Here is a 23,594-nt window from a genome sequence, read left to right as displayed (position 1 = left end):
GGGATGGAACAGCAATTTCCAATGATTCAAGTGATGAATAACGATGGGGAACTTGTAATGACAGAATACCGTGAACAAATCACAAAAGAATTGGCCATGACCTTTTACCGCCATTTAATGCGCACAAGAACGTTCGACCGAAAATGTGTCAGCCTTCAGCGGCAAGGACGAATCGGAACGTATGCGCCGTATGAAGGACAAGAGGCAGCGCAAGTCGGCAGTGCACTCGCGCTAAAGGATGATGATTGGTTGTTTCCGACCTATCGCGATCATGGGGCAACGATGACGTTTGGCCATTCGTTAACCCGCATTTTGCTGTATTGGAGAGGTCGAAACGAAGGGTGCGTTCCGCCAAACGGCAAGAAAATCTTCCCGCCAAGCGTGCCGATTGCGACGCAATTGCCGCATGCAGCGGGTGCAGCGTATGCAGAAAAAAGAAAAGGAACAAAAAATGCGGCCATCGTTTATTTTGGAGACGGAGCGACATCGGAAGGAGATTTCCATGAAGGTTTAAATATTGCCAGCGTCTTTCAAGCGCCCGTTGTCTTCTTCAATCAAAATAATCAATATGCGATTTCTGTGCCGATAACAAAACAAATGAATTCGCAAACGATCGCGCAAAAAGCATTAGCATACGATATTCCGGGTGTTCGCGTCGACGGAAATGATGTGCTCGCGGTATATTTTGAAACACAGAAAGCACTTGAACGGGCAAGAAATGGTGAAGGACCAACGCTCATTGAAGCAATCACATGGAGATATGGGGCACATACAACAGCGGATGATCCGACAAAATACCGCAATCAAGATGAAAGCAAAAAGCGTCGCGAGCTGGCTGATCCAATCCAGCGTCTTGAGCGATTCATGAAACGAGAAGGCTTTTGGGATGAAACGTGGGCACAATCGGTTCAAGAAGAAGTGGGCCGGGAAGTCGAGCAAGCAATAACAGAAATGGAAAACTACCCAGAAGCCAAATCGGACGATATGTTTGATTACGTATTCGCTCAGCCAACGTGGACGATTGAACAACAAAAGAATGAATATAATGCATGGAAACGGGGGAGTATCCGATGACAATGGCGGTTAAAACAAATACGTTGACGCTTGTTCAGGCAGTGACAGATGCGATGCGGACCATGTTGCGTGAACGGGATGATGTCCTTGTGCTTGGAGAAGATGTCGGCAAAAACGGCGGAGTATTCCGCGCCACTGACGGGCTGCAAGCGGAATTTGGAGAAGATCGGGTGATCGACACGCCATTAAGTGAAGCGGGATTTACGGGCGCGGCCATCGGCATGGCGGTTAACGGATTCCGACCGATTGTTGAAATTCAATTTTTAGGATTTATTTATCCAGCCTATGAACAAATTATGACACATGCATCTCGAATCCGTTCGCGGACAATGGGACATTTTACGGTGCCAATAGTCATTCGTGCGCCGTATGGGGCGGGAGTGCGCGCACCCGAAATCCACTGTGATAGCACCGAAGCCCTATTTACCCATATGCCGGGAATCAAAGTCGTTTGCCCATCGACTCCGTATGATGCAAAAGGGTTGCTGATCGCGGCTATCGAGGATCCGGATCCCGTTTTATTTTTAGAACCGATGAGATGCTATCGTTCATCTCGCGAGGAAGTGCCGGAAGGAAAATATACGATTGAGATTGGCAAAGGAAAAAAGTTGCGTGAAGGGGACGATGTGACGGTTATCGCTTGGGGAGCGATGGTGCCGGTAGCCATGAAAGCAGCGGAGGAAGCGGCGAAAAAAGGTATTCAAGCCGATGTCATTGATTTACGCACCCTTTATCCGCTTGATCGGGATCTCATCGCCGAATCAGTACAAAAAACAGGGCGCACGGTCATCGTTCAGGAAGCGCACGCGACAGGCGGAGTGGCCAACGATATCGTCTCAATTATCAACGATACATCATTCTTATATCAAAAAGCGCCCGTTGAGCGAGTGACGGGTTTTGATGTCCCTGTGCCGTTTTTTGCGCTTGAGGATTACTATTTGCCGACACCAGAACGGGTATTGCACGCAATTGAGAAAGCAGTGAAGTTTTAGTTGGAGGGGGTATAGGAAATGTTGGAAGTCAAGCTTCACGATATTGGTGAAGGAATGACCGAAGCGGTTGTCATCCATTATTTTGTCAAAAAAGGCGATGATGTAAAAGCCGATCAGCCGCTTGTCGAGGTGCAAACGGATAAAATGGTGGCCGAAATTCCTTCGCCAGCGGCGGGGACCGTCCTTGACATTTTCGTTCCAGAAGGTCAAACAATCGCGGTCGGAACGACATTGTTGTCTTTGCAGACGGAAGCGGTTGGACATGAGCAAGCGAAGGAGCAGGCCGCTGTGACGGTCGAAGCGGAAGTCGAAATTGAAAGCGAACCAGTCATAGGCGAGCCTGCCAGAACAAATGAAAGCAAAACAAAACCACAACGAATTCTTGCTTCGCCATACACAAGAAAAATCGCGCGTGAGCATGGCATAGATTTATCTCTTATTCAAGGAACAGGACCAGCAGGACGCATTACTGATGAAGATGTGTATCGCTATCTTCAAGGGCAACAAGCACCAACACAACAAGAACAAGCAACACAGCTAGTTGCTCCAGCGGCCGAACGCGAGCCTGCGTCCGTTACGGTGACAAAAGAAGAAACGAAAGAGGAAATGATCATTCCGTTCCGTGGCCGCCGCAAGCAAATCGCGAAAAAAATGACGCAATCGCTCTTTACCATTCCGCATTGCACGCATTTTGAAGAAATCGATGTAACGGAGCTTATTGCGTTGCGCGAGGAATTAAAGGAACATAATGTGAACATTTCGGCAACAGCGTTTTTCATTAAAGCGCTCTCGTTGGCGCTGAAACAGTTCCCGATTTTCAATGCAAAGCTTGATGAGGAAAACGAATGCATCCGCCTTGAGAAAGAACATCACTTTGGCATTGCGGTTGACACAGAAGAAGGATTGATTGTTCCGGTCATTAAAAATATCGAAAAGAAATCGTTGCGCCAAATTCATGAAGAAGCGAAAGCGTTGACAAAGAAGGCGATGGAAAATCAATTGTCATTAGCTGAAATGACAGGCGGAACGTTTACGATCAGCAATGTCGGCCCGCTTGGAGGAAGCATTGGGGCAACGCCAATCATTAACTATCCGGAAGTGGCGCTTGTCGCGTTCCATAAAACGAAAAAACGCCCTGTCGTACTGGAAAATGATGAAATTGCTGTGCGCTCGATGATGAATCTTTCGATGTCGTTCGACCATCGCGTTGCCGACGGAGCGACAGCGGTCGCATTTACGAATTATTTTGCCAAACGAATCGAAAATCCGAAATTGATGTTGATGGAGTTGATCTAAATGGTCGTAGGAGAGCTTGCTCACGAACGTGATGTCGTTATCATCGGCGCGGGTCCCGGGGGATATCATGCGGCGATTCGCGCCGCACAGCTTGGACTCACCGTCACATTAGTCGAAAAAGAGGAGCTTGGTGGCGTTTGTCTAAATAAAGGATGTATTCCATCGAAAGTGTTTGCTCACGCGGCGCAAAGCATGACCAGCGTTCAGCACATGAATGACATGGGGATCGAATGGGCTCATGTGGCTTTCCATCCTGGAAAGCTTCAACAATATAAAACAAAAGTGATGAGTCAGTTGCGTCAAGGTGTGGAGGCGCTCTGCAAAGCAAACAAAATTGAAGTCATGAAAGGAACGGCTTTCTTTTTAGCGGAGAATCGGATCGGGGTGGAAAAGGGGGATGCGTTTGATGTGTACCGATTCCGATATGCGATGATCGCCACTGGCGCTTCGCTCGTTTCGCCAGCTTCGATCCATGTGGACCACAAGCGTGTGTTGAACGCCTACTCTATTTATGGATTAGAAGAGCTTCCAGAGCATCTTGTCGTCTATGGCAGTGATTATATAGCGCTTGAAGTGGCAACAAGCTTTCGTGCCTTTGGTGTCAATGTGTCGCTTATTTTAGAAGCCGATGATTTCGCTTTCGATTCTTCGATTAACCGCGAATTGCAGCGTTTGCTTAAAAAAATGAAAGTAAAAGTCTATAAGAATAGCCGATTGATCAAAGCAGCGAACGATGGCGAACAAGTGACGGTTTCCTTGTCTGTGAAGGAGCAGGAAACAGTGACGATTGAGGGGTCTCATCTGTTTGTTTCGTGCCGTTTGCAAGCGAATATCGAAGAATTGGGCATTGAACGTCTTGATCTAGAGCGGACAGAAGAGGGATTTATTCGCGTGGATGCCCAGTCTCGAACAACGTTGCCGCATATTTTTGCCGTGGGGGATGTGACAGGCGGACCAGCGCTTGCTGTCAAAGCGATTAAGCAAGGGAAAGTAGCGGCGGAAACGATGGCAGGAAAACAATCAGAAGCAGATACGACGTTTTTGCCGACGATCGTTCATTCGATTCCGCCGATTGCCAGCGTCGGGCTGACGGAAGAAGAAGCCAAAGAGCAATATAAAGACGTTCGCATTGGACAGTTTCCGCTCACTGGAAACGGCTATGCAAGCATCATCGGACAAAAAGATGGCTTTATTAAAGTGATCAGCGATGCCGACAGTGAAATGGTACTCGGTGTCCATATGATGGGGGCTGGGACGATTGAACTCATTTCAAGCGGAGTGATCGGACTTGAAATGGTAGGCCGCGAGGAAGATTGGAAGTTTCCACTTTATCCGCATCCAAGTATCAATGAAGGTTTATTGGAAGCAGTTGAAGCGCTAGGTGCTGAAGCGATTCACCTTCCACCGCTGAAACAAAAAGGAGCGGTCTCAAGCTGAGACGGCTCCTTCAAAAATATCACGATGATGTTTTAAAAGAGTTTGTTGCACTTTAGCGAGAGAAGGTGCTCCGTTTTCAAATGTATATGAACCAAGACGAACCAAAGAGTATTCATTGCCAGGATCGAAAACAACTTCGACAACCTCTTCACTTCCGTCCTTCATTTCTTGAATAAAACCGATATCCGATACCTTTATATCTACTTTTTTATATTTTTGCAATAATACATGATACCCTTTTTTTAGCTCTTCCGTAAAAATAGCTTCCGTGCTGATCAATTCATGAACAACCATTGTTCAATTCCCCCGATTTTCTAAAAATGATCCATAGAGAATATACGACTAATCTATGAAAACATGAATCCTGTTTCGCTAACGTTCACAAAATCGTCATATCTATTTGAACGTTATGTGACAGACTGTTTTTGTCTTTATATTCAAGCGATGTGGAACTGGATAGATTCAGATTGAAAAAATGGACGTCAATAAAAAAGCGAAAATATTTCAAGGGATGGAAAGCATGACGGAAAAGTGACCAGATGATCAGCTGATTTTGCCGATCGTTTTCGTTATACGGATCCGTGATGACAACGACTTTCGAAAACGGCCTAAAGTTTTATCATACAAGAACATGTTAATCTACATTAACAGGCGAGTGATGAAGCAAAAAATTAAATGTATTTACAAATAAGGAAAATTTTTATATGATCACAAAAAGATAGAGAATGATCGTTTTGGCTAGAAGGAGAGAATGCAATCGTAAGAAAGAATGTGAGAAGGAAAGGAGAAGCTCATAGATGTAGCGGGCAACGCTCATGTATTGGAGCGGGACGCGGGGGAGGTTCATTGGCTGAAAAATGGGCTCCTGCATCGATGATTTCTCATGTTTGATTGAATACGGGCAAGAAAACGTTCAGAGAGGAGGAGAAGAATGGAGATTACGCTCATTCGTCACGGAAAATCTGTGTGGCAGGAAAAGAAGCGATGGATAAATTCCGCGCAGTTTTCTCAATGGATTGCCGCGTATGACGCCGCAGGCATATGTCAAGATCATCTGCCTCCCAGCGAGACACTGAAGAAAGCTCGGAAGGCCAGCGTTTTCATTACAAGCGCATTGCCGCGTGCTGTTCAATCAGCTGAACATCTTTCTCCTTTGTGTGCGGTGGAAAAAAACGAACTATTTCGCGAGGCAGAATTGCCTGTTCCATTTTCTTCTATCAGTTTTTTGCGGCTTCCTGTATCTTTATGGTTGGTGCTGGCGAGAATTTGTTGGTTTTGCGGGTATTCTCCCGGGGTGGAATCCTATTCACAAGCAGTGGTTCGTGCTGAGAGGGCTTCCCAGCTTCTCGTGGAGTATGCGAAACTTCACGAAACGGTAGTCGTTGTTGGACATAGCTGGTTTCACAAGCTAGTAGGAAGACAGTTGATAAAAAAGGGATGGAAATGTTGTACAAGCAAGAGCACTTCTTATTGGCATGCTTGTACATATATTGCAGAATAAATGCTTTGATCCTTTATCTTTCATTCACATATTTTCCCTAATTCTGTCATAAAAATGAATCAGAAATGCAGAACGGGAGAGGGGAAAGTGCGTGAGGGAGAACGAAAGCCATCATGAAGAGACAAGCGGACAAGAACAAGTGAGTCAAGAAGAAGTAGTGCCATCGCGCCAAAGGATGCGAAAGCAGATTGTGTGGCACAAACGCTATCGAGCGTTTTTATGGGCTGCGATTTTGGGGGTTGTTTTTTGTTTTTTTATTGGTGTGATGATGAAAGGGTATGCTGCACTAAAAAATGAAATGAGCAAGGAAGCGGCCGTTCATCAATTTGAACAAGCGCTTAAAAAGAAAGATGTGCGCACATTGAAAAACTATATTCGGAGCGAGGAAATCACGGTGAACGAAAAAACGTTGGCCCCCTTGTTCACATATGTCGATCAGCATCCAAAGGCATATGAGATGCTTGAACGTGATTGGGAGCGGCAATGGAACGAAAAGCATGTCTATATAAAAGGGCTGACATCCATACCGCCCATTTTTACGATGAAGGTGTATGAAAAACAATTTTTTTTGTTTCACCAATACGTGTTTGAGCCGACTCTTTATTCGTTTGTTATTCGTCAAGAAGAGGAGGCTACGGTGCTTGTGGATGGTAAAGCCGTTCAAGGCCAACCGACAAAAGAACCGTTTATGAAGAAGTACGGTCCTTATTTTCCTGGCCTGTACACAGTAACGATAACGACTAAAAAGGAAACGAAAACAAAAAAAGTGGTTTTATTTGGCGGCAAGCGAGTACATGAGATCCAATTTTGAGAGAGGGAGATCCATCAAAAGGGATCTCCCTCAATACGTAAAAACAGCATGAACAATAGCGGTAATCGTCACATCCTGTGTTTGAATCGGCGGGGCGGCAGACGCGGCGAGAACAGTCGTTCGCGGCTGTGGGGAAGGATGAATCGAAGAGATGGTTTGCTCTTTTAATTCGATGGGGGTGTCGTGTAAAGGAAGGCTGAGCGTGCGGGCAAGAACGATCGCTTTTTCTTGAGCATTTTTGACAGCGAGAGCGAGAGCTTGCTGATAATAGGGCTGTTCATGCGCGAGTTTAAATTGCAGTTCGCGGGCGATATTGGCTCCGTTCGTTACAGCCGCTTCGTAAATCATGCCGACCGTTTTTACATCTTTCACTGTAATTTCAAAAAGATGTTCGACCTCATATCCTGCTAACACCGCGATATTGTTTGTATACGTATATTTTGGATAAATTGAAAACGAGATCGTATCGATTTCTTCCTTATGAATGCCGATCGCTTCGAGCGCTTGAATCATGGCGTTTACCCGCTTCGAGTTGCTGGACAGCGCTTCAAGTGCGTTTGTATGTTCTGTGCGAATACCAAGTGTGATCGTTACAGTATCCGGCTTCACATAAAGAATGCCTTGACCAGTGACGGTGATCGTTCGCGAGCGTGGGGCGGCTCCCGGTACGGAAGGTGTGGCGTAATACGAATACGGGTGAGCATCATGCATAAGAACACCTTCTTTCCTCTATGCTGCGTTGCGATGGTCGTCATCTTCAAGCGCATACCAATAATAGATGCGCGGCAATCTAAAATAACACCAATATTCTTGTAACAACGTCAAGCCAACAAATGCACACATTTGCCAATCAATATATTTCATTTTCAATTCTTCATCTCCTTCATTGGCAATCCTTGCTATAGTCAGCATATTCAGGCTTGAAGTTGTCTTATGACTTTCGAAAATGAAACAAAAATCGCAGTTGCTTCGTATCAAAGGAGAGGACATGGTATAATATCAATAATCCATTTATTTAAGGAAGGGATAAAAATGAAACGATTGTTGATGACCCTTTGGCGGTGGTTTGTTTCGTGGAACGTCGGTTTTATAACAGCCACGATCGTTTTCTTTCTTCTTGATTATCAATTTTTTCTTTCATTTATATCAGGAACAGCTGCTATGGTGCTTACCTCTTTCTGTATGAAATGGAGATCGCAGCGAATTCATGCCGGCGATCTCTTAAAAGAAGAAAAAGACTATATACGCACACAACTTGCAGAAGCGCGAAAAAAATGGCGAAGAATGCGGCGGGCGCGTTTAAAGATTCGATCAATGGTAATGTGGCAGCGGATATCACACATTAGTGCTACCGTGGATAAAATGATTCAAGCGGTTGAACGGCAGCCGCAAAAGTTTCGCGTCGCTCAGTCATTTTTCATCCAAGAGCTGGATTCGGCAGTGACGATGATTGAAAAGTATGCCTATCTTATTCACCAACCTGTTCGCAGTGAAGAAATGAAGGAAGCGCTGCGCAAGACGGAAAAGCTTTTAGAAGAACTGGAGAGCTCAGCTGAACAGCAGCTTTTGGCGATCCTTTCGGATGATGTGTTCGATTTAAAAATTGAAACCAGGCTGCTAGAGCAATCGCTTCTTGAAGAACAAAACAAACCAAAAAACACAGAGTGGAGAGAGGAGAAAAAGTATGAAACCGTCCGATAACGAAGCAAAGAACGAACTTCGCGAGCAAGATTGGACAAGCTCGCTTGATTCGCTCCTCGAAAATCCTTTCTCTTTGCCTGCGGAACAAAAGGCAGGATCTGTTGAAGAAGAGCGACCAAACAAGCTGATTGATTCACTTAAGCAGGAACATCGTGAAAAAGCGCTTCAGCTTGCCAAGCAAATTGATCCTAGCAATCAGCAGGCGATCGTTCAGTACGGAGTAGCTGCGCAAGCAGAGCTGTCAAAGTTTTCGCATACCATTTTAAATCATGTTCAGGCAAAAGATGCAGGACCTGTTGGAGAAGTGATCAGCTCGCTGATGACCAAAATTAAAGAAGTTCGCCCAGATGATTTGTTACCGGAGAAAAAAGGCTTCTTGTCGCGGATTTTTGGCTCTGTATCTAAATCGCTTCAAGGGATGGTAGCGAAATATCAAAAAATCGGTGTGGAGATTGATAAAATTGCGGATCAGCTGGAAAGGCATCGTCAGTTGCTATTTCGCGACATTATGATGCTGGAAACGTTATATGAGAAGAACAAAGAATATTTTGATGCGCTCAACATTTATATTGCGGCAGCCGAATGGAGGCTTGAGGAATTGCGAACCGTGCTCATTCCAGAAAAAAAGGCGAAAGCTCAACAATCAGGAAATCAAATGGAAATGCAGGAAGTCAATGATTTATTGCAGTTTGCTGACCGTTTAGAAAAGCGGATTCATGATTTAAAGTTAAGCAGACAAGTCACCATTCAAACGGCGCCACAAATCCGGATGATTCAGCATATGAACCAAACGTTGGTCGAACGAATCCAATCTTCCATTCTCACCGCCATCCCATTATGGAAAAATCAAGTCGTGATCGCATTGACGCTCTTTCGCCAGCAAAAAGCTGTACAAGCGCAAAAGCAAGTAGCGGAAACGACCAACCATCTATTGCTCCGGAATTCAGAAATGCTGAAAACGAACAGCATTGAAGTGGCGAAAGAAAATGAACGCGGCTTGATTGATATTGAAACGCTAAAGAAGACACAGGAAAACCTCATTACCACATTGGAGGAGACGCTCAAAATTCAACAGGAAGGGCGAGTGAAGCGCCAGCAAGTAGAGCGCGAGCTTGTGAATATGGAGGAACAGCTCAAGCAAACATTGTTATCATTAAAACGAGAGGAATAATCAAAAAAGCTGACCGCATTTATAACGATGGTCAGCTTTTTGGGTTTTTATGATTTGGGTCCAATTCTTCTGCCGTTTCCATTTGTACAGAAGGAATCAAAGGCTTAGCCGGACGTTTTTCGGCGGCTTTGCCATCGCGCAATACGATTTGCTGCATATAGGCGTGAAAAGGCGCTTCACCAAGAGCAACAAGCAACGCTGTGAAAAATGAGGCATTCAATACCGCGGCAGAGGCGGTATAAAAGCTGCCAACTCCTATCCATAGTCCAAAAAAGACAAGGCCAAAATCGGCAATTGTTGCTGACAGATTCCCAAAACGCGTTAAAATCCATAAATCGCCAATTGCATAGGCAAAGCATGTCATCACAAGGCTCAGCCATAAAAGCTCCGCCGTGGATACTCTCAGAAATAAAGGAATAATCGAAAAAAATATGGTTGTAAGTAAAATGTACTTAATCACAAGAGAAAGAATATGCTTCATTGATAAACGCCATCCTTTTATATGAATTATTCCGCAGGACGATTCGGTCCGTTCAGCTTCTTATCCCCGTACCCTGTCTTTTTCGGTTGGGAATGGGATGGATTTGGTTGTTTGCAACTTTTATTGTGTGAAGAGTGTGTCATGTGCTCGCCACCTTTTTAACCATATTTCATGTCATCGTTAGTTTGGCCTATTTTCTCCAGTTTATTACAACCATAACGTTTCTTTTTTATTTTCTTTTACGTTTACATTTAAGAATGAATCGCGAGGAATGGCTCAAAATAGAAGGTGAGTAACGGTTGAGTACACTGTCCATCACGATGATGAAGGAGGAAGTTAGTATGGCTGAAAAGCAACAAGGTGATTTGAAAAGAACGGAAGAGATTCAGAATAAGGAAGTTAACGACCGAAGATCTTTAGGATTTTCAGAAACTCATGAACAAGTGAATGATGTATATATGGAAGGAACAATCGATGTGGTGTCAGAAGAAGAGTAAAGTGTTATCGTTAGGATAAGTTATGTCACATTTTATAACATTATTTGTTTTTTTATAAGGGAGACATAATGGATCATGAGTTGACACGTAATGAATATAAACACAACTGAAAGGTTGAATAGACGATAACTGTAAAAATACACGCCTTAGAAAATTCTCGTGACTTACTACACATCTCTACGGAGAAGGGGGGACAATGGGCCGTTATTCACGTTTCTGTGAGCGGCATTGTTCATGTAGGCCGACGCTCCAAGCCTGTTAGGTTTCCTCATCGATTATCATGTCAAAAGAACGCCTTGTTGGAGGCGTTCTTTTTTATGTAATAATAATTTACAAAAAATTTAAAGATGTAATCGTTTTCTTAAAAAATAATGGTTGCTACCGTGAAATATATGTAATATATTATAACATATATATGTTATGTATAATAACAAAGGAGAAGGGGAGATGAAGATGAGTCCAAAAGAAATATCGTTAGCGCTTGACTCATTATGGGTCATGATGGGGGCTGTATTAGTGATTGGAATGCAAGCGGGATTTGCCCTATTAGAAGCAGGATCGACGAGAATGAAAAATTCGGGCCATGTTGCCGGAAAACAAATTTTAAGCTTTTCTATTGCTTCTTTGGCGTTTTGGGCGTTTGGTTTTGCGATTACATTTGGAACTGGTAACAGCTTTATTGGAACGGAAGGATGGTTTTTAAAAGAAGGAGATGGAACATTTGATGCGTTATCGTGGGCAAATGTACCTCTGGCATTGAAGTTTTTATTCCAGCTTGGATTTGCAGGAGTATCGCTGGCGATTGCTTGGGGAGGTTTTGCGGAACGGGCGAAACTGGCAGTGTACTTTACATTCGGAACGATTTTTACCGTATTGATTTATCCGGTGATTGGCCACTGGGTATGGGGAGGCGGCTGGCTTGGAGAAATGGGAATGCAGGATTTTGCAGGTTCGACTGTCGTTCATTTGCAGGGAGCCGTTGCTGCGCTGATTGCCACCATTTTGCTTGGGCCTCGTATCGGAAAATTTAATAAGGATAAAACACCAAATGTGATTCCAGGACATAATCAAGTATATACCGTCATTGGCGGCTTTATCTTATGGGTGGGTTGGTTTGGATTTAATGCTGGAAGCACGATGGCTGTAGGAGACGGATTTTTCGGCTATGTTGCTTTGACAACCAATCTAGCAGCTGCAGCTGGAGCCGTAGCGGCGATTGTTACTTCGAAAATTATGATCGGAAAAGCGGATATTCCAGCGATGGTCAATGGTGTTTTAGCGGCTCTTGTTGCGATTACAGCAGCGTGTGCCTTCGTTGAACCATGGGCTGCGGTCGTCATTGGAGCCGTAGCAGGGGCGGTTACATTTTGGACATCTGTATATTTTGAACGAAAAGGAATTGATGATCCGATTTATGCGTTTTCCGTTCATGGCATCGCCGGAGCGATTGGAACGATTTCGACCGGATTTTTTGCTTCACCGCGCTTGGTAGAAATTACTGGAGTGGGGGAAGCGGGACTTGTTTATGGAGGAGGATTCCATCAATTAATCGTTCAGGTTGTCGGCGTGCTGGGGGCAGCTGTTTATGTCGCAGCGGTGTCATTTATTGTCCTGTTTCTTCTTAAGAAAACGATTGGGTTGCGTGTTACGGCAGAGCAAGAAATTTCTGGACTTGATATTAGCGAGCATGGATCATATGGTTATCCAGAGCAATTAGATCCTGTGTTTATCAACCCTTCCACAAAATCAGTGGTTCAACAGTAAAGATGAGGTTGCTAAAGGATCTTATTAAACAAATCAACCAAGCTAAAACGGTGGAGGAGTTAGGCCGTTTTCATCAGGAGCTAGCCTATCAGCTACGCGGTGTGACGGAAAGAGAGAGAATTCCCTCTCTTTCCTATGTTTTAAGTGATGTCCATGATGCCATCATGAAACAAGCGATCGCGCTTGCCGAGAAAGCGGCTAGGCGCGCGTCTGTAGGCAGACCGCCGGCTAGATGGTGCTGGTATGCAATGGGCAGTATTGGGAGGGGAGAGCCGACGGTATGGACAGATCAAGATCATGGCATTCTGTTTGAATGCGCTGCTGAAGCCGAGGAAGAGTGCTATATATTCATTCGTTATTTAGCTGAGATTGGCACAAAGTATTTATATGAGATGGGTTATCCGTATTGTACAGGAAATGTCATGGCGACAAACCGCAGATGGAGTCAATCGCTCCGTCATTGGCAGGAACAAATCGCTACTTATATCGACCACCATTTTCCAGATGATATCCGTTTTCTTCTGATTGCGATGGATATGCGTCCCATCTATGGGGCGAGTGAATTAGTGGTCGAAGGCAAGCGGTTTTTGATTGACCGGATTCATCACCATTCTCTTTTATTAAAACGAATAGGGGAGCATGTGATTTTTCCGCGGGTTCCGCTTGGGTGGTTCGGCAATTTTCAACTGGAGCGTTGGGGGCCATATAGCGGTTGCTTGCATTTGAAGTACAGCGGCTATGTCCAATTAGTGAATGCGCTGAAGTTTTTGGCTTGTCAAGGAAATATTGCGGCGATGCGGACGAGAGAAAGATTAGAGGAAATAAGTGCCCAATTGCTTTTGCCAGTTGAACTGGCGGAAGCGACGCGCGAAGCATTTTTCACATACGCATATTTTCGGTTGAAGTATTCGCTTGCGATAGACAACAATGAATATGTTTCCGTTCACATTCTTAATCGGCATGAACGAACGCAATTAAAACAAGCCATGAAGATTTCCCGGCGATTACAGCGTTTAGTGATGAGGCGGGCTGGTGATTGATCCGATGAATGAACAGCAACGTTTTTGGCAGCGAGCGCTTCGCCTGCTGTCCCTTGGAATTCCGCGCGAAAAAATATCGGCTGCATCAGAAACTGAAGGGCGAACATTTCAGCAAGAAGCATGGGATCGAGCGATGCTAAATGAACTGAAGAAAAAGCAGATCAGCATAAATACGCGTCTTGAGCAGATTCCTTTTATTATTGTTGACACAGAAACAACAGGATTTTATCCAAAGAATGGTGATGAAATTTTTGCGCTGGCCGCTGCCAAAACCATTAATGGAACCATGAAGGATTTTTATTTTACGCTTGTTTGTCCGGAAAAAGAGATTCCGGAGCATATTTCGCAATTAACAGGAATTACAATGGAAGATGTCCGGCATGCACCGCGTCTAAAGGAGGAAATGAATCATTTTTTAGCATTGATGGGAGAAGGCATTTCAATGGGCTATCATATTGCGCACGACCTTGCTTTTATTAACCATTTCCTTTGGACTAACTACAGAACAAAATGGACGATGCGCTTTCTAGAGCTGCAGCAGGTGATGGAAGCTGTTCACCGCAAGCCATTTTCTACGCTTGATTCGGCCTTGGAGCATTATCGCATTATCTGTGAAAAAAGGCATACGGCTGATGGCGATGTCCAAGCGATGGTGCTGCTTTGGACGAATTTATTGCAAGAGTTGAAACAAAAGCAAATTGAAACATTGCATGATCTATATACGCTACTAAGCATCTATTCATAAAAAAAGCTACCGTCCTCGGTAGCTTTTTTACGGTTTTATGAATGGGTTGGCGTTGGTTCAGCATAACCTTCTTTATATTTCGCATCAATCATGCTGCGAATTTCTGAGATAGATTTGCCTTGCTCGTATGCTGTAATGGACTCGGCCGCAATCTCTAAGCAAACTCCGCATTTCGTGGCGTGGTCATCCCATACAACGGTGCCGTCTTTTTTATTTTCGTAAACAAAGCAGTCATAGTTATTTTTATGGCCGGCAGATTGTCCGCACCCGCAGTAGCAGGGAATGCTTTCTAGCAGTTCGCGATGTTGCGCAGCTTGTTGATAAAGAACGGCCATATTTTCATCATAGGAGTTTAAAAAGCTAGGTAAATGATCAACGGATTTTGTTGTTTCTCGTATATCTCCGGAGCTGGTTGTATAGGTTTTGGCGTGCTGTTGATGGTCTTGATCTTTTGCTTTTTCTGTAGAACAAGCGCTGACAAGTAGGCTTAAGGAGAGGAAGCACGCTGCCAAAGATGTACGTTTCATTGCTTTTCATCCTTTCATTCATCATTACGTACTTTGAATCTAGCATAAGTTATGTGAAACAGCAACTTTTTGGCGACGATGATTTTTCGGCGCCGTCCGTCCTCCTATTCGATATCTGTTGCTTTAAGTCGAATGTGATGCGAAAAAAAGCTGCCCTGATATAAAACAGGCAGCTTTCTTAAAACCTCCTTATTTTTCTAAAAAGTATTTTTCGATGTCGTCTAGCATGAGGTTAGCAGCAAGCACACCGCCAGCTGTATTCCAAATTGTATCGCTGACCTTGTATACCTTTCCTTGTTTAGCAACATTTAAGTTTTTAAAGAGCGGATCGTTAATCCATTCTTTTTCTAGCTCGTTCGCTTTGCCATCCCCTGTTTCATAGGTGAAATAGAACAAAATGTCACCATCCATTGCTGGGATTCGCTCTTGTGTGACGCCAGTTTCAGCAAAATCATTTACGCTTTGTGATTCAGGGCGGGCAAAGCCGAGCTGATCTAAAATGATACCGGAAAAGGAATCTTTATGATAGATTCGGACATCGCCTGCCATAAAACGAACAATGGATACCTTCATATGTAGTTTATCGCCAAGTTTCGCTTTTAAGTCGGCAATACGTGAGTCGTATTGTGCAATGATTTCTTTTCCTTTTTCTTCTTTATTTACCGCTTTAGCGTACAACGTAAAATTTTCTTTCCAGCTGCCGCGAAGGGTTTCAGAAAATACAGTTGGCGCGATTGCTTTCAATTGTTCGTAAATTTTTTCTTGCCGTAATTTGTTGCCGATAATTAAGTCAGGCTTTAATGCTGCAATAGCTTCAACGTTTGGTTCACTTTCAGTGCCGACCTCTGTTACATCCTTCATTTGTGTTTGGATATGGTCGTACCAAGGATCTCCAGTCCATGATTTGACAGCCCCAACTGGCGTGATTCCTAAGGCCAAAAGCGCTTCGGTTCCTTCATTTGTCAAGATGACGATTCGTTTTGGTGTTCCCTTTATTTCCGTTTTGCCCATTGCGTGCTCTACTGTATAGCTTTGGGCTTTTTCCTTTTCATTTGTTTGTGCTGGCTGTGCTTCCTTTTTTCCTCCGCACGCAGTCAGGCTGAGAAGCAAAGCGAAAGCAGCGGCAATAATGGTAGTGAGTTTGAAATGTTTTAGCACAGTGAAAATTCCCCCTTTTCTCTTAAAAAATGATAATCATTTTCATTAACAGATTCAATAATAAAAGTATTGATAATGGTTGTCAATAAGAATATGATAAAACAAATAGGAATTGTATCAATTAATGATAAGGTAATTTTAAAAAATATTATTGACTATGAGATTCATTATCAAATAGACTTATTAATGGTGAGAAACTTTAGTATATTAAGGGAGCAAGTAGAATGTTAAAGACGAATTATGCAAAAGGCTTAGGACTCATGCTGGCGTGTTTGCTGCTTGGGGCGAGCATGTGGATGAGTATTATTTTAGGATACACTAACACGAGCTGGAAAATGGCCATAGACGCATTTTTACATAATGACGGTTCAAACGAACATATTGTCATTACAACTGTTCGTTTGCCGCGCGCATTAATTGGCGCTTCAGTTGGAGCGAGTTTAGCAATGGCGGGGGCGCTGATGCAGGCATTGACAAAAAATCCGCTCGCTTCCCCAAGTATTTTCGGAATTAATGCAGGTGCTGGATTTTTTATTGTGCTTGTTATTACTTTTTTTCATGTAAGCTCTTTTCAGGCTTTTACATGGTTCGCTTTTTTGGGGGCGGCAATAGCGGCTGTTAGCGTATTTGTTATAAGCGCTTCCGGAAAAGAAGGAATGACACCCATCAAACTCACATTAGCGGGGACTGCTGTCGCAGCGCTATTTTCTTCATTGACCCAAGGAATGCTGTCAGCTAATGAAAAAGCGTTAGAGGAAGTGCTGTTTTGGCTTGCTGGATCTGTTTCTGGAAGAAAGCTAGATATGCTGGCCGCTGTTTTTCCTTACTTGTCCATGGCGTGGATTGGCACTTTTTTGTTAGCTCCAAAGGTGAATGTATTAATGCTTGGGGATGATGTGGCGGCGGGACTTGGCCAGCGCATAAATATGGTGAAATTGGCAGCAGCCATTCTTGTCGTTTTGTTGGCGGGCGGTTCAGTGGCGGTTGCAGGTCCGATTGGATTCATTGGAATGATGGTGCCGCATATAGCAAGAGGGGTCGTCGGCACGGATCATCGTTGGTTGTTGCCATATTGTGCGCTTATGGGAGGAATTCTCTTAGTTTTGGCTGATATTAGCGCGCGCTATGTGTTAATGCCTCAGGAGGTGCCTGTCGGAATTATGACGGCGCTGATTGGTGTTCCATTCTTTATTTATATTGCCCGTAGGGGGATTTTGAAAAAATGAAGAAGAAATACCTATCGCTTCGCATGACTAATTATCTTTCTTTTCTTATCGACAAAAAAGCAGTCATTATCAGTCTAGTATTATTGATGTTTGGATTAATCGTGTTTTTAGTGAGCTTAGGAATGGGCAGTGCGTATATTTCTCCGTTGAATGTAGCAAAAACGCTTTTTGGAAGCGGAACAGATATGGAGAAAATCGTGATCCATACCTTTCGTTTGCCGCGCGTCATTGTAGCTTTGTTTGTTGGGATGTCGTTAGCAGTAGCAGGGGCCATTTTACAGGGAATGATTCGCAATCCGCTTGCTTCCCCGGATGTACTCGGTATGACTAGTGGTGCAGCAGCGGCTGTTGTTGCGTTTTTAGCGCTATTTAGTGATCAAAATCATTCATTGACCATTAGCATTCACTGGCTGCCCCTTGGGGCTTTTGTTGGTGCTACGGTATCGGTGTTTTTGGTTTATATGCTAGCTTGGAAAAATGGGATTTCCCCTTTTCGTCTTGTGTTGATCGGCATAGGCATTTCTGCGCTGATGCAGGCTGGAACCACTTTCTTAATGATAACAGGTCCGATTTATCGTGTGAGTCAGGCAAATGTATGGATTACGGGAAGTATATATGGAGCTTCTTGGAAGGATGTCGCTTTTCTTGTTCCATGGGCGCTGATTTTATTGATGATCAGCATTATATCAGCACGTAAGTTAAATATTCAGGAACTAGGAGATGAAATTGCGCTGGGAGTTGGCGTTTCTTTGCAAAGGCAAAGACTTTTTCTTCTGTTGTTAAGCACGGCATTAACAGGAGGGGCTGTAGCGTTTGCTGGAGGAATTGGATTTGTCGGGTTAATGGCACCGCATATAGCGCGAAGACTTGTTGGTTCATCGTTTGGGGCCTTACTTCCTGCGGCTGCGTTGCTTGGCGCGATTTTGGTCATGCTGGCTGATTTAGTGGGACGTACGATGTTTGCCCCTCTCGAAGTTCCTGCTGGTGTGTTTACGGCAGCACTTGGAGCCCCTTATTTTATTTATCTACTATATAAAAGCCGACAATAGTAGAGAGGGAGGAGTATCATGAATTCGTTGCAAACAAAAGAATTAACATTGGCATATGGGGATAGCGTGATTATTAAGGAGCTAGATTTGAGCATTCCAAAAGGCAACATTACGGTGCTGATTGGAAGCAACGGATGTGGCAAATCCACTCTCTTGCGTTCCATGGCCCGCCTTCTTAGGCCGGTTAGTGGCGCTGTGCTGCTTGAAGGAGAGGAGATTGCCAAGCTTCCCACAAAGGAGGTGGCTAAAAAATTAGCTATTTTGCCACAATCCCCCTCAGCTCCAGAAGGTCTAACGGTTCTTCAGCTTGTCAAACAAGGACGTTATCCGTATCAATCTTGGCTACAACAATGGACAAAAGAGGATGAAGCTGCGGTTAATAGAGCGCTTGAAGTAACAGGGATGGAGGCATTAGCTGAACGTTTAGTTGATTCTCTCTCCGGGGGACAGCGGCAAAGAGCATGGATTGCCATGACTTTGGCCCAAGAGGCGGACATTATTTTATTGGATGAACCAACTACATATTTAGATATGACCCATCAAATTGAGATTCTTGATTTATTATATGAATTAAATGTGCAGGAAAAGCGAACCATTGTGATGGTGCTCCATGATTTAAACTTAGCTTGTCGTTATGCTCAACATATAGTGGCCCTTCGTGATCAATCTGTATATAGACAGGGAAAACCAGAAGAAGTGATTTCACCAGAATTAGTAAAAGAAGTATTTCAAATGGATTGTATAGTGATCCGTGATCCATTGTTTGGGACACCGCTATGTATTCCGCACGGAAAAGGACGCCGCATTTCCCCACAAAAGAAGGAGGAGTGTAATGGAGCTTTCAGACTATGAGAGAAGTCAATTAGAACCATTTCGTTTTTCCATGAAGCAGACAGATTCACCTTTGTCTATTTGTGTTGCTCAGTTATTCGATGAAAAGGATTTACGTTACTATTTCGAAAAGCTACGGAAAAAAATAGGAGCACCGAATATGGCAGTGGCCGCTTCGATATTTATCAAGCGCTACAGTTTTGTTGCTGTGATTGCTTTGTATGCCATGTCAGTGTGGAATAAACGGCTGTTTCTTCCGTTTGAACGTATTTATTTAGAAACTGACGATACTGCGGAAATATGGCTGCCTACGTTTCGGATTGAACCTCTTCAATATACACAATCAGCACAAAAGCGAATTCAATGGAGCAAAGAAACAATAGAAGAATTGTTTGCAAATCATCTTTCTCCTTTAATTGGGCAAATCCATCCTATTGCCAAGATTCCTTCTCTTATTCTATGGGAAAATATAGCCATTTATCTTTTTTGGCTATATGAAACCGTATTGATGAAGGATGAAGCATTTTCTGACATTGCCGTCCAACTTAACGAAGATTTGCAAACGGTCATTCAAACGATGAACCTTGCACGTTTTTGGGAAAAAAGAAAGGAGGTTGGGCGTCGAGTAACCTGCTGTCTCTCTTATCAAACAACAATGGCGCATTCATATTGTAAAATATGTCCATTAAAAAAGGATCATTTCTAAACCTCTCCCGCTTGTGAAAACGGGAGAGTATTTTGTTTATGAATAAAAGGCCAGCTTATTTATCGTTTTGATTCATGTGTTCTTCGGTTCTCTGACGGTTGAAATCGGGTTATCACTTGCTTGCCCTAGAACGAATGTTTTGTATCCTAATATATGAAATACAACAAAAAAATGAAAGGAATGGCATCTGTAAAAAAAAACTGTAGTTGGAAGAGTGTTGTAACAAGTTTTTTCTTTGCTCAAAACGATCGTTTATCGTGTTATAAAACAGGTTTATAGAGAAAATAGCGGTCTATGATTGTATCTTTACAAGAGAAATACGTTTAGCCAGATTGGTGATAGGCGCTTTCATCCTGCGCCAATGGACCCGTTTGGCTTCGTTGTCCTTGTCTGCTAGGCGTTTTCAAGCTGAAGACATGACCGTGAATCGATAATATGCAGACAACGTCATCATGAACTTTATCTACAGCCTGAAGCTTAGGAAATTTTTCTTCGTTTTTCGAAAAAAATGGGTTCATTTTGTTGATTTTTGTTGTTATATTAGTAAAAATGAAAGTGTAAGAATCATAAAAAAATGATAAGCAAGAGGGCGACTTTCTGTTGGAAGAGCAAAAAATATACTGGAGAGGTCATTATTCATATGGAAGATAAATTTTCCACTTTTTTTCAACATTTTGTAGAGTCTATTGCCCTCATTGATCCAAATGGGCGTATTATACATATGAATCCGGCTTTTCAATCTCTAATAGGGAAAGAAGCAGGAAATATTCAAGCACTAGGCTTTTCGTTAGAAGATATGGAAAAAGTTCGTTGTGGCGAGGCTGTTCACTATGAAAAACGGGATGTTCAAAAAGCGGACGGAGGATGTGTCACAGTCAGCGCATCGTTTCTTCCGATCCAAAGTGAAACCGATTGCGCCATCTTGTGCGTGTTGCGCGATCGCATGGAGCTCTTGCGAATGGAAGCGGCATTGCAGGAAAGTAAACAGCAACTACGGATGATTGCGGAACATTCGTTTGATGATCTTTTGATTCTTTCCCTTGAAGGAAAAATATTATATTGTTCATGGTTTCATATATTTGAAGCTTCTGCGGAGTACATGGATATGGAAGCTGTTTTCTCCCGTCATGTACATCCAGAAGATGTAGCAGCGCTGCGTCAAAAATGGGAAAGATTATATGAAACGAAGGAAGAACAATCGGTAGAGTTTCGCAAGAGAAACAGGCATGGTGAATGGGTTTGGATGCAAGGTTATGGACGGTTTGTTGCGAATGAAAATCAACCTTTTCATTGGTTTATTATCTCTACCAAAAATATTAATGAGCGAAAACAATACGAGGATAAACTTTATCAGCTTACCTATTTCGATCCGCTGACAGGCATTGCCAATCGAAGATATTTTGAAAAATATATTTGGCAGTTGATCGAACAGCAGAAAACGTTCGCCTTATGCTATCTTGATTTTGACAAGTTAAAATGGATTAACGATCATTTTTCTCATCAAGCAGGAGATTACTTTTTAAAAGAAGCGGTTAAAAGAGTAAGAAACGCATTGCGCACCGCTGACTTTTTTGCTCGAATTGGCGGCGATGAGTTTGTCTTGCTATTACCTGACATGACGAAAGAAGCAGTGTCTCAATTCGTGGATCAGCTGATTTGCGCTTTCCATCAGCCGTTTCATTATGAAAAACAAATGATTCAGTCGACGCTTTCTGTCGGTATTTCTTTTTTTCCAACGGACGCGGTGGATGCCAACGAATTAATGAAATATGCCGATCAAGCCCTTAGCTACGTGAAAAAGCGTGGCAAGAACGGTTATTATTTTTACCAGCCTGTCCAAAATCGAGCGACTATCATTGAGCGGGATCTCCCGTTTGCCATTTTGCGGGAGCAGTTTTATTTATGCTATCAGCCGAAAATTGAGCTTGGGAGCGGGACGGCGATGGGGGTGGAAACGCTGCTCAGATGGCGGCATCCATCCTTGGGTGAAATCCCGCCGTTGGAGTTCATTCCGCTGGCAGAACAAAGTGGATTTATTTTCGAAATTACATTATGGGTTCTAGAGCAAGCATGCCGTCAAGTGAAGCAATGGCAGCAGCATTTTCATCATTTGAAGCTGGCTGTAAATTTATCTCCTTTTTTATTGAACCGTAAGGAACTGATCGGACATGTTACCTATATTTTAAAGGCAACAGATTTTGCGCCGGAGCATTTAATTTTAGAAGTGACAGAAAGCGGATTGATGGAAAATATTGAAACAGGAAAGCATATTTTGACTGAGTTAAAAAATATTGGCGTGCAAGTGGCGATCGATGATTTTGGAACAGGCTTTTCCTCACTTGCCTACATCCGTAACTTGCCAGTGTCGCTTTTAAAAATTGATCGCAGCTTTATCCAAGGGATCGCGGACAATTCTAAAGATGCCACCATTGTTGATACGATTATTCATTTGGCGAAAAGCCTTGATATTCAGGTGCTCGCAGAAGGTGTGGAAACAAATAACCAGCTTTTGCTTTTGCAACAAATGGATTGTGACTTTGCACAAGGGTTTTATTTCAGTAAATCATTGGAGGCGGAAAAACTGCAAAAATGGCTCGCGGACTATAACAAAACGGCCTTTCAAACCAATCGCCCCCTCTAAGCGAAGAGAGGGGTTTTTTGTTGTAACCTATCCAAGGGGAAGCCGCTCGCTTGGAAATGACATGTAGGCGGGAATGGCCACCAATACTCTACTCATGTATTTATGAAGGTGAATCGATCGATTCGAGCAAGGAGAATGTTCATCCTTCCGGTGGTGATCAACTTCATTCAGCCAAGGGCGCCTGTAAAGAAAAAGGAATATTTACGTGGATCAAGAAGTAAAAAAGATAGCGCTAGAGAACGGATACCCGAGCCGTGGTTGGCTAGGGGATTTTCGAGAGACGGAGGAGAAGGAGCATGTTGACATTATACATCACAAGACATGGAGAAACGGAATGGAACATGGAAAAACGATTGCAAGGCTGGAATGATTCGCCATTGACGAAGAAAGGGAGAGAGGATGCGCTTCGTCTTGGAAAAAGAATGGAGAAGATTGATTTAACAGCGATTTATACAAGTACAAGCGGACGGGCTCTTGAAACAGCCAAACTCATTCGCGGCGAACGTTTGATTCCTATGTATGAAGATGAAAGATGGCGAGAAATCCATCTAGGTGATTGGGAAGGAAAGACACATGAAGAGATTCAGCAATTTGATGCTGTGCGGTTTCACCATTTTTGGAATGAGCCTCATGTATATCAGCCGGCGCGCGGTGAGGAGTTTAGCGATGTGCAGCAACGCGCCTTTGCGGCGTTAGAAAGCATTATTGAACGCCACGCGTCAGGCGATATTTTAATTGTCACCCATGCGGTGGTTTTAAAAGCGTTGACGACTCTTTTAAAAAATGCGCCGCTTGAGCGGCTTTGGGATCCACCGTACATTTATGGTACGAGTGTAACAACGATTCAAGTGGAGAATGGAGCGATGATATTGCTTAGTGAAGGTGATGCGTCGCATATCGAGGAAGTCAAGCATGTATAATGAAATGTCCCGCCTATTATCGAAAG

General features: G+C 43.5%; 24 protein-coding genes. 18 read left to right on the top strand and 6 right to left on the bottom strand.

Features of this window, described 5'->3' with window-relative positions:
• Window positions 1-3: 3 nt before the first annotated feature.
• The 4 genes from pdhA to lpdA are packed head-to-tail and all read left to right on the top strand — an operon-like array spanning window position 4 to window position 4,799.
• Window positions 4-1,074 carry a pyruvate dehydrogenase (acetyl-transferring) E1 component subunit alpha gene (pdhA, locus tag GRQ40_RS10585; protein ID WP_159719949.1) on the top strand — a complete coding sequence of 357 codons (1,071 nt, stop codon included), beginning with the start codon at window positions 4-6 and terminating at the stop codon, window positions 1,072-1,074.
• The gene (locus tag GRQ40_RS10580) at window positions 1,071-2,066 is read left to right on the top strand and encodes an alpha-ketoacid dehydrogenase subunit beta (protein WP_044746420.1); all 996 of its coding nucleotides are present in this window, start codon (window positions 1,071-1,073) and stop codon (window positions 2,064-2,066) included. The genes pdhA and GRQ40_RS10580 overlap by 4 nt, the downstream gene beginning before the upstream one ends.
• 21 nt (window positions 2,067-2,087) lie before the next feature.
• On the top strand, window positions 2,088-3,362 hold the full coding sequence (locus GRQ40_RS10575; RefSeq protein ID WP_159720853.1) for a dihydrolipoamide acetyltransferase family protein: 1,275 nt from the start codon (window positions 2,088-2,090) through the stop codon (window positions 3,360-3,362).
• Complete coding sequence (gene lpdA, locus GRQ40_RS10570; protein ID WP_159719948.1) at window positions 3,363-4,799, top strand: dihydrolipoyl dehydrogenase; 1,437 nt, start codon at window positions 3,363-3,365, stop codon at window positions 4,797-4,799.
• On the opposite strand, the gene GRQ40_RS10565 is transcribed toward lpdA, so the two are convergent.
• The gene (locus GRQ40_RS10565; protein ID WP_159719947.1) at window positions 4,791-5,093 is read right to left on the bottom strand and encodes a hypothetical protein; all 303 of its coding nucleotides are present in this window, start codon (window positions 5,091-5,093) and stop codon (window positions 4,791-4,793) included. The genes lpdA and GRQ40_RS10565 overlap by 9 nt on opposite strands.
• 637 nt (window positions 5,094-5,730) lie before the next feature.
• Between GRQ40_RS10565 and GRQ40_RS10560 the strand changes: the two genes are divergently transcribed.
• On the top strand, window positions 5,731-6,300 hold the full coding sequence (locus GRQ40_RS10560) for a histidine phosphatase family protein (RefSeq protein WP_159719946.1): 570 nt from the start codon (window positions 5,731-5,733) through the stop codon (window positions 6,298-6,300).
• A gap of 91 nt (window positions 6,301-6,391) precedes the next feature.
• On the top strand, window positions 6,392-7,111 hold the full coding sequence (locus GRQ40_RS10555; RefSeq protein ID WP_159719945.1) for a TcaA second domain-containing protein: 720 nt from the start codon (window positions 6,392-6,394) through the stop codon (window positions 7,109-7,111).
• A gap of 30 nt (window positions 7,112-7,141) precedes the next feature.
• On the opposite strand, the gene GRQ40_RS10550 is transcribed toward GRQ40_RS10555, so the two are convergent.
• Both GRQ40_RS10550 and GRQ40_RS10545 read right to left on the bottom strand, forming a co-directional pair.
• Entirely contained in the window at window positions 7,142-7,822 is a 681-nt protein-coding gene (locus tag GRQ40_RS10550) for an SIMPL domain-containing protein (RefSeq protein WP_082741666.1), read from the bottom strand.
• Between the two features lie 18 nt (window positions 7,823-7,840).
• Window positions 7,841-7,981 (bottom strand): hypothetical protein, encoded by a 141-nt coding sequence (locus GRQ40_RS10545; RefSeq protein ID WP_156450522.1) that lies wholly within the window; start codon window positions 7,979-7,981, stop codon window positions 7,841-7,843.
• Window positions 7,982-8,143: 162 nt separating this feature from the next.
• On the opposite strand from GRQ40_RS10545, the gene GRQ40_RS10540 reads away from it, so the two are divergent.
• Together GRQ40_RS10540 and GRQ40_RS10535 are read left to right on the top strand one after the other, a co-directional pair.
• On the top strand, window positions 8,144-8,812 hold the full coding sequence (locus GRQ40_RS10540) for a 5-bromo-4-chloroindolyl phosphate hydrolysis family protein (protein ID WP_066148593.1): 669 nt from the start codon (window positions 8,144-8,146) through the stop codon (window positions 8,810-8,812).
• Window positions 8,796-9,983 (top strand): toxic anion resistance protein, encoded by a 1,188-nt coding sequence (locus GRQ40_RS10535; protein WP_066148595.1) that lies wholly within the window; start codon window positions 8,796-8,798, stop codon window positions 9,981-9,983. Before GRQ40_RS10540 ends, GRQ40_RS10535 begins: the two co-directional genes overlap by 17 nt.
• A gap of 31 nt (window positions 9,984-10,014) precedes the next feature.
• On the opposite strand, the gene GRQ40_RS10530 is transcribed toward GRQ40_RS10535, so the two are convergent.
• Window positions 10,015-10,464 carry a YndM family protein gene (locus GRQ40_RS10530; protein WP_159719944.1) on the bottom strand — a complete coding sequence of 150 codons (450 nt, stop codon included), beginning with the start codon at window positions 10,462-10,464 and terminating at the stop codon, window positions 10,015-10,017.
• Between the two features lie 341 nt (window positions 10,465-10,805).
• Between GRQ40_RS10530 and GRQ40_RS10525 the strand changes: the two genes are divergently transcribed.
• From GRQ40_RS10525 to GRQ40_RS10510, 4 genes are all read left to right on the top strand, one after another.
• Window positions 10,806-10,961 (top strand): YozQ family protein, encoded by a 156-nt coding sequence (locus tag GRQ40_RS10525; RefSeq protein WP_159719943.1) that lies wholly within the window; start codon window positions 10,806-10,808, stop codon window positions 10,959-10,961.
• Between the two features lie 453 nt (window positions 10,962-11,414).
• Window positions 11,415-12,725, top strand: coding sequence for an ammonium transporter (locus tag GRQ40_RS10520; protein WP_159720851.1), 1,311 nt, complete (start codon window positions 11,415-11,417; stop codon window positions 12,723-12,725).
• A gap of 2 nt (window positions 12,726-12,727) precedes the next feature.
• Entirely contained in the window at window positions 12,728-13,765 is a 1,038-nt protein-coding gene (locus GRQ40_RS10515) for a DUF294 nucleotidyltransferase-like domain-containing protein (protein ID WP_159719942.1), read from the top strand.
• Window positions 13,758-14,510 carry an exonuclease domain-containing protein gene (locus GRQ40_RS10510; RefSeq protein ID WP_236546249.1) on the top strand — a complete coding sequence of 251 codons (753 nt, stop codon included), beginning with the start codon at window positions 13,758-13,760 and terminating at the stop codon, window positions 14,508-14,510. The genes GRQ40_RS10515 and GRQ40_RS10510 overlap by 8 nt, the downstream gene beginning before the upstream one ends.
• 35 nt (window positions 14,511-14,545) lie before the next feature.
• On the opposite strand, the gene GRQ40_RS10505 is transcribed toward GRQ40_RS10510, so the two are convergent.
• Both GRQ40_RS10505 and GRQ40_RS10500 read right to left on the bottom strand, forming a co-directional pair.
• Window positions 14,546-15,037 (bottom strand): PCYCGC motif-containing (lipo)protein, encoded by a 492-nt coding sequence (locus GRQ40_RS10505; protein WP_066148604.1) that lies wholly within the window; start codon window positions 15,035-15,037, stop codon window positions 14,546-14,548.
• A 189-nt stretch (window positions 15,038-15,226) separates the two neighbouring features.
• Entirely contained in the window at window positions 15,227-16,204 is a 978-nt protein-coding gene (locus tag GRQ40_RS10500; protein WP_370514206.1) for an ABC transporter substrate-binding protein, read from the bottom strand.
• Window positions 16,205-16,419: 215 nt separating this feature from the next.
• On the opposite strand from GRQ40_RS10500, the gene GRQ40_RS10495 reads away from it, so the two are divergent.
• From GRQ40_RS10495 to GRQ40_RS10470, 6 genes are all read left to right on the top strand, one after another.
• The gene (locus GRQ40_RS10495) at window positions 16,420-17,421 is read left to right on the top strand and encodes a FecCD family ABC transporter permease (RefSeq protein ID WP_066148610.1); all 1,002 of its coding nucleotides are present in this window, start codon (window positions 16,420-16,422) and stop codon (window positions 17,419-17,421) included.
• The gene (locus tag GRQ40_RS10490) at window positions 17,418-18,470 is read left to right on the top strand and encodes a FecCD family ABC transporter permease (protein WP_159719940.1); all 1,053 of its coding nucleotides are present in this window, start codon (window positions 17,418-17,420) and stop codon (window positions 18,468-18,470) included. Before GRQ40_RS10495 ends, GRQ40_RS10490 begins: the two co-directional genes overlap by 4 nt.
• A gap of 18 nt (window positions 18,471-18,488) precedes the next feature.
• On the top strand, window positions 18,489-19,322 hold the full coding sequence (locus GRQ40_RS10485; protein ID WP_159719939.1) for an ABC transporter ATP-binding protein: 834 nt from the start codon (window positions 18,489-18,491) through the stop codon (window positions 19,320-19,322).
• Window positions 19,303-20,007 carry an IucA/IucC family C-terminal-domain containing protein gene (locus GRQ40_RS10480; protein ID WP_066148618.1) on the top strand — a complete coding sequence of 235 codons (705 nt, stop codon included), beginning with the start codon at window positions 19,303-19,305 and terminating at the stop codon, window positions 20,005-20,007. Before GRQ40_RS10485 ends, GRQ40_RS10480 begins: the two co-directional genes overlap by 20 nt.
• 640 nt (window positions 20,008-20,647) lie before the next feature.
• Window positions 20,648-22,648, top strand: coding sequence for a putative bifunctional diguanylate cyclase/phosphodiesterase (locus GRQ40_RS10475; RefSeq protein ID WP_159719938.1), 2,001 nt, complete (start codon window positions 20,648-20,650; stop codon window positions 22,646-22,648).
• A gap of 296 nt (window positions 22,649-22,944) precedes the next feature.
• The gene (locus GRQ40_RS10470; protein ID WP_159719937.1) at window positions 22,945-23,568 is read left to right on the top strand and encodes a histidine phosphatase family protein; all 624 of its coding nucleotides are present in this window, start codon (window positions 22,945-22,947) and stop codon (window positions 23,566-23,568) included.
• The last annotated feature ends 26 nt before the right edge of the window (window positions 23,569-23,594 follow it).

This window comes from Anoxybacillus sp. PDR2 (assembly GCF_009834045.1).
Classification (GTDB): Bacteria; Bacillota; Bacilli; order Bacillales; family Anoxybacillaceae; genus Anoxybacteroides; species Anoxybacteroides rupiense.
The sequence above is the reverse complement of the archived record's forward strand: the minus strand, read 5'-3'. Positions and strand labels throughout refer to the sequence as shown.

Coding starts and splice junctions, on each gene's coding strand:
- pdhA (WP_159719949.1), top strand. CDS start 4: ATGGAACAGCAATTTCCAATGATTCAAGTGATGAATAACGATGGGGAA.
- GRQ40_RS10580 (WP_044746420.1), top strand. CDS start 1,071: ATGACAATGGCGGTTAAAACAAATACGTTGACGCTTGTTCAGGCAGTG.
- lpdA (WP_159719948.1), top strand. CDS start 3,363: ATGGTCGTAGGAGAGCTTGCTCACGAACGTGATGTCGTTATCATCGGC.
- GRQ40_RS10565 (WP_159719947.1), bottom strand. CDS start 5,093: ATGGTTGTTCATGAATTGATCAGCACGGAAGCTATTTTTACGGAAGAG.
- GRQ40_RS10560 (WP_159719946.1), top strand. CDS start 5,731: ATGGAGATTACGCTCATTCGTCACGGAAAATCTGTGTGGCAGGAAAAG.
- GRQ40_RS10550 (WP_082741666.1), bottom strand. CDS start 7,822: ATGCATGATGCTCACCCGTATTCGTATTACGCCACACCTTCCGTACCG.
- GRQ40_RS10540 (WP_066148593.1), top strand. CDS start 8,144: ATGAAACGATTGTTGATGACCCTTTGGCGGTGGTTTGTTTCGTGGAAC.
- GRQ40_RS10535 (WP_066148595.1), top strand. CDS start 8,796: ATGAAACCGTCCGATAACGAAGCAAAGAACGAACTTCGCGAGCAAGAT.
- GRQ40_RS10530 (WP_159719944.1), bottom strand. CDS start 10,464: ATGAAGCATATTCTTTCTCTTGTGATTAAGTACATTTTACTTACAACC.
- GRQ40_RS10525 (WP_159719943.1), top strand. CDS start 10,806: ATGGCTGAAAAGCAACAAGGTGATTTGAAAAGAACGGAAGAGATTCAG.
- GRQ40_RS10520 (WP_159720851.1), top strand. CDS start 11,415: ATGAGTCCAAAAGAAATATCGTTAGCGCTTGACTCATTATGGGTCATG.
- GRQ40_RS10515 (WP_159719942.1), top strand. CDS start 12,728: ATGAGGTTGCTAAAGGATCTTATTAAACAAATCAACCAAGCTAAAACG.
- GRQ40_RS10505 (WP_066148604.1), bottom strand. CDS start 15,037: ATGAAACGTACATCTTTGGCAGCGTGCTTCCTCTCCTTAAGCCTACTT.
- GRQ40_RS10495 (WP_066148610.1), top strand. CDS start 16,420: ATGTTAAAGACGAATTATGCAAAAGGCTTAGGACTCATGCTGGCGTGT.
- GRQ40_RS10490 (WP_159719940.1), top strand. CDS start 17,418: ATGAAGAAGAAATACCTATCGCTTCGCATGACTAATTATCTTTCTTTT.
- GRQ40_RS10485 (WP_159719939.1), top strand. CDS start 18,489: ATGAATTCGTTGCAAACAAAAGAATTAACATTGGCATATGGGGATAGC.
- GRQ40_RS10480 (WP_066148618.1), top strand. CDS start 19,303: ATGGAGCTTTCAGACTATGAGAGAAGTCAATTAGAACCATTTCGTTTT.
- GRQ40_RS10475 (WP_159719938.1), top strand. CDS start 20,648: ATGGAAGATAAATTTTCCACTTTTTTTCAACATTTTGTAGAGTCTATT.
- GRQ40_RS10470 (WP_159719937.1), top strand. CDS start 22,945: ATGTTGACATTATACATCACAAGACATGGAGAAACGGAATGGAACATG.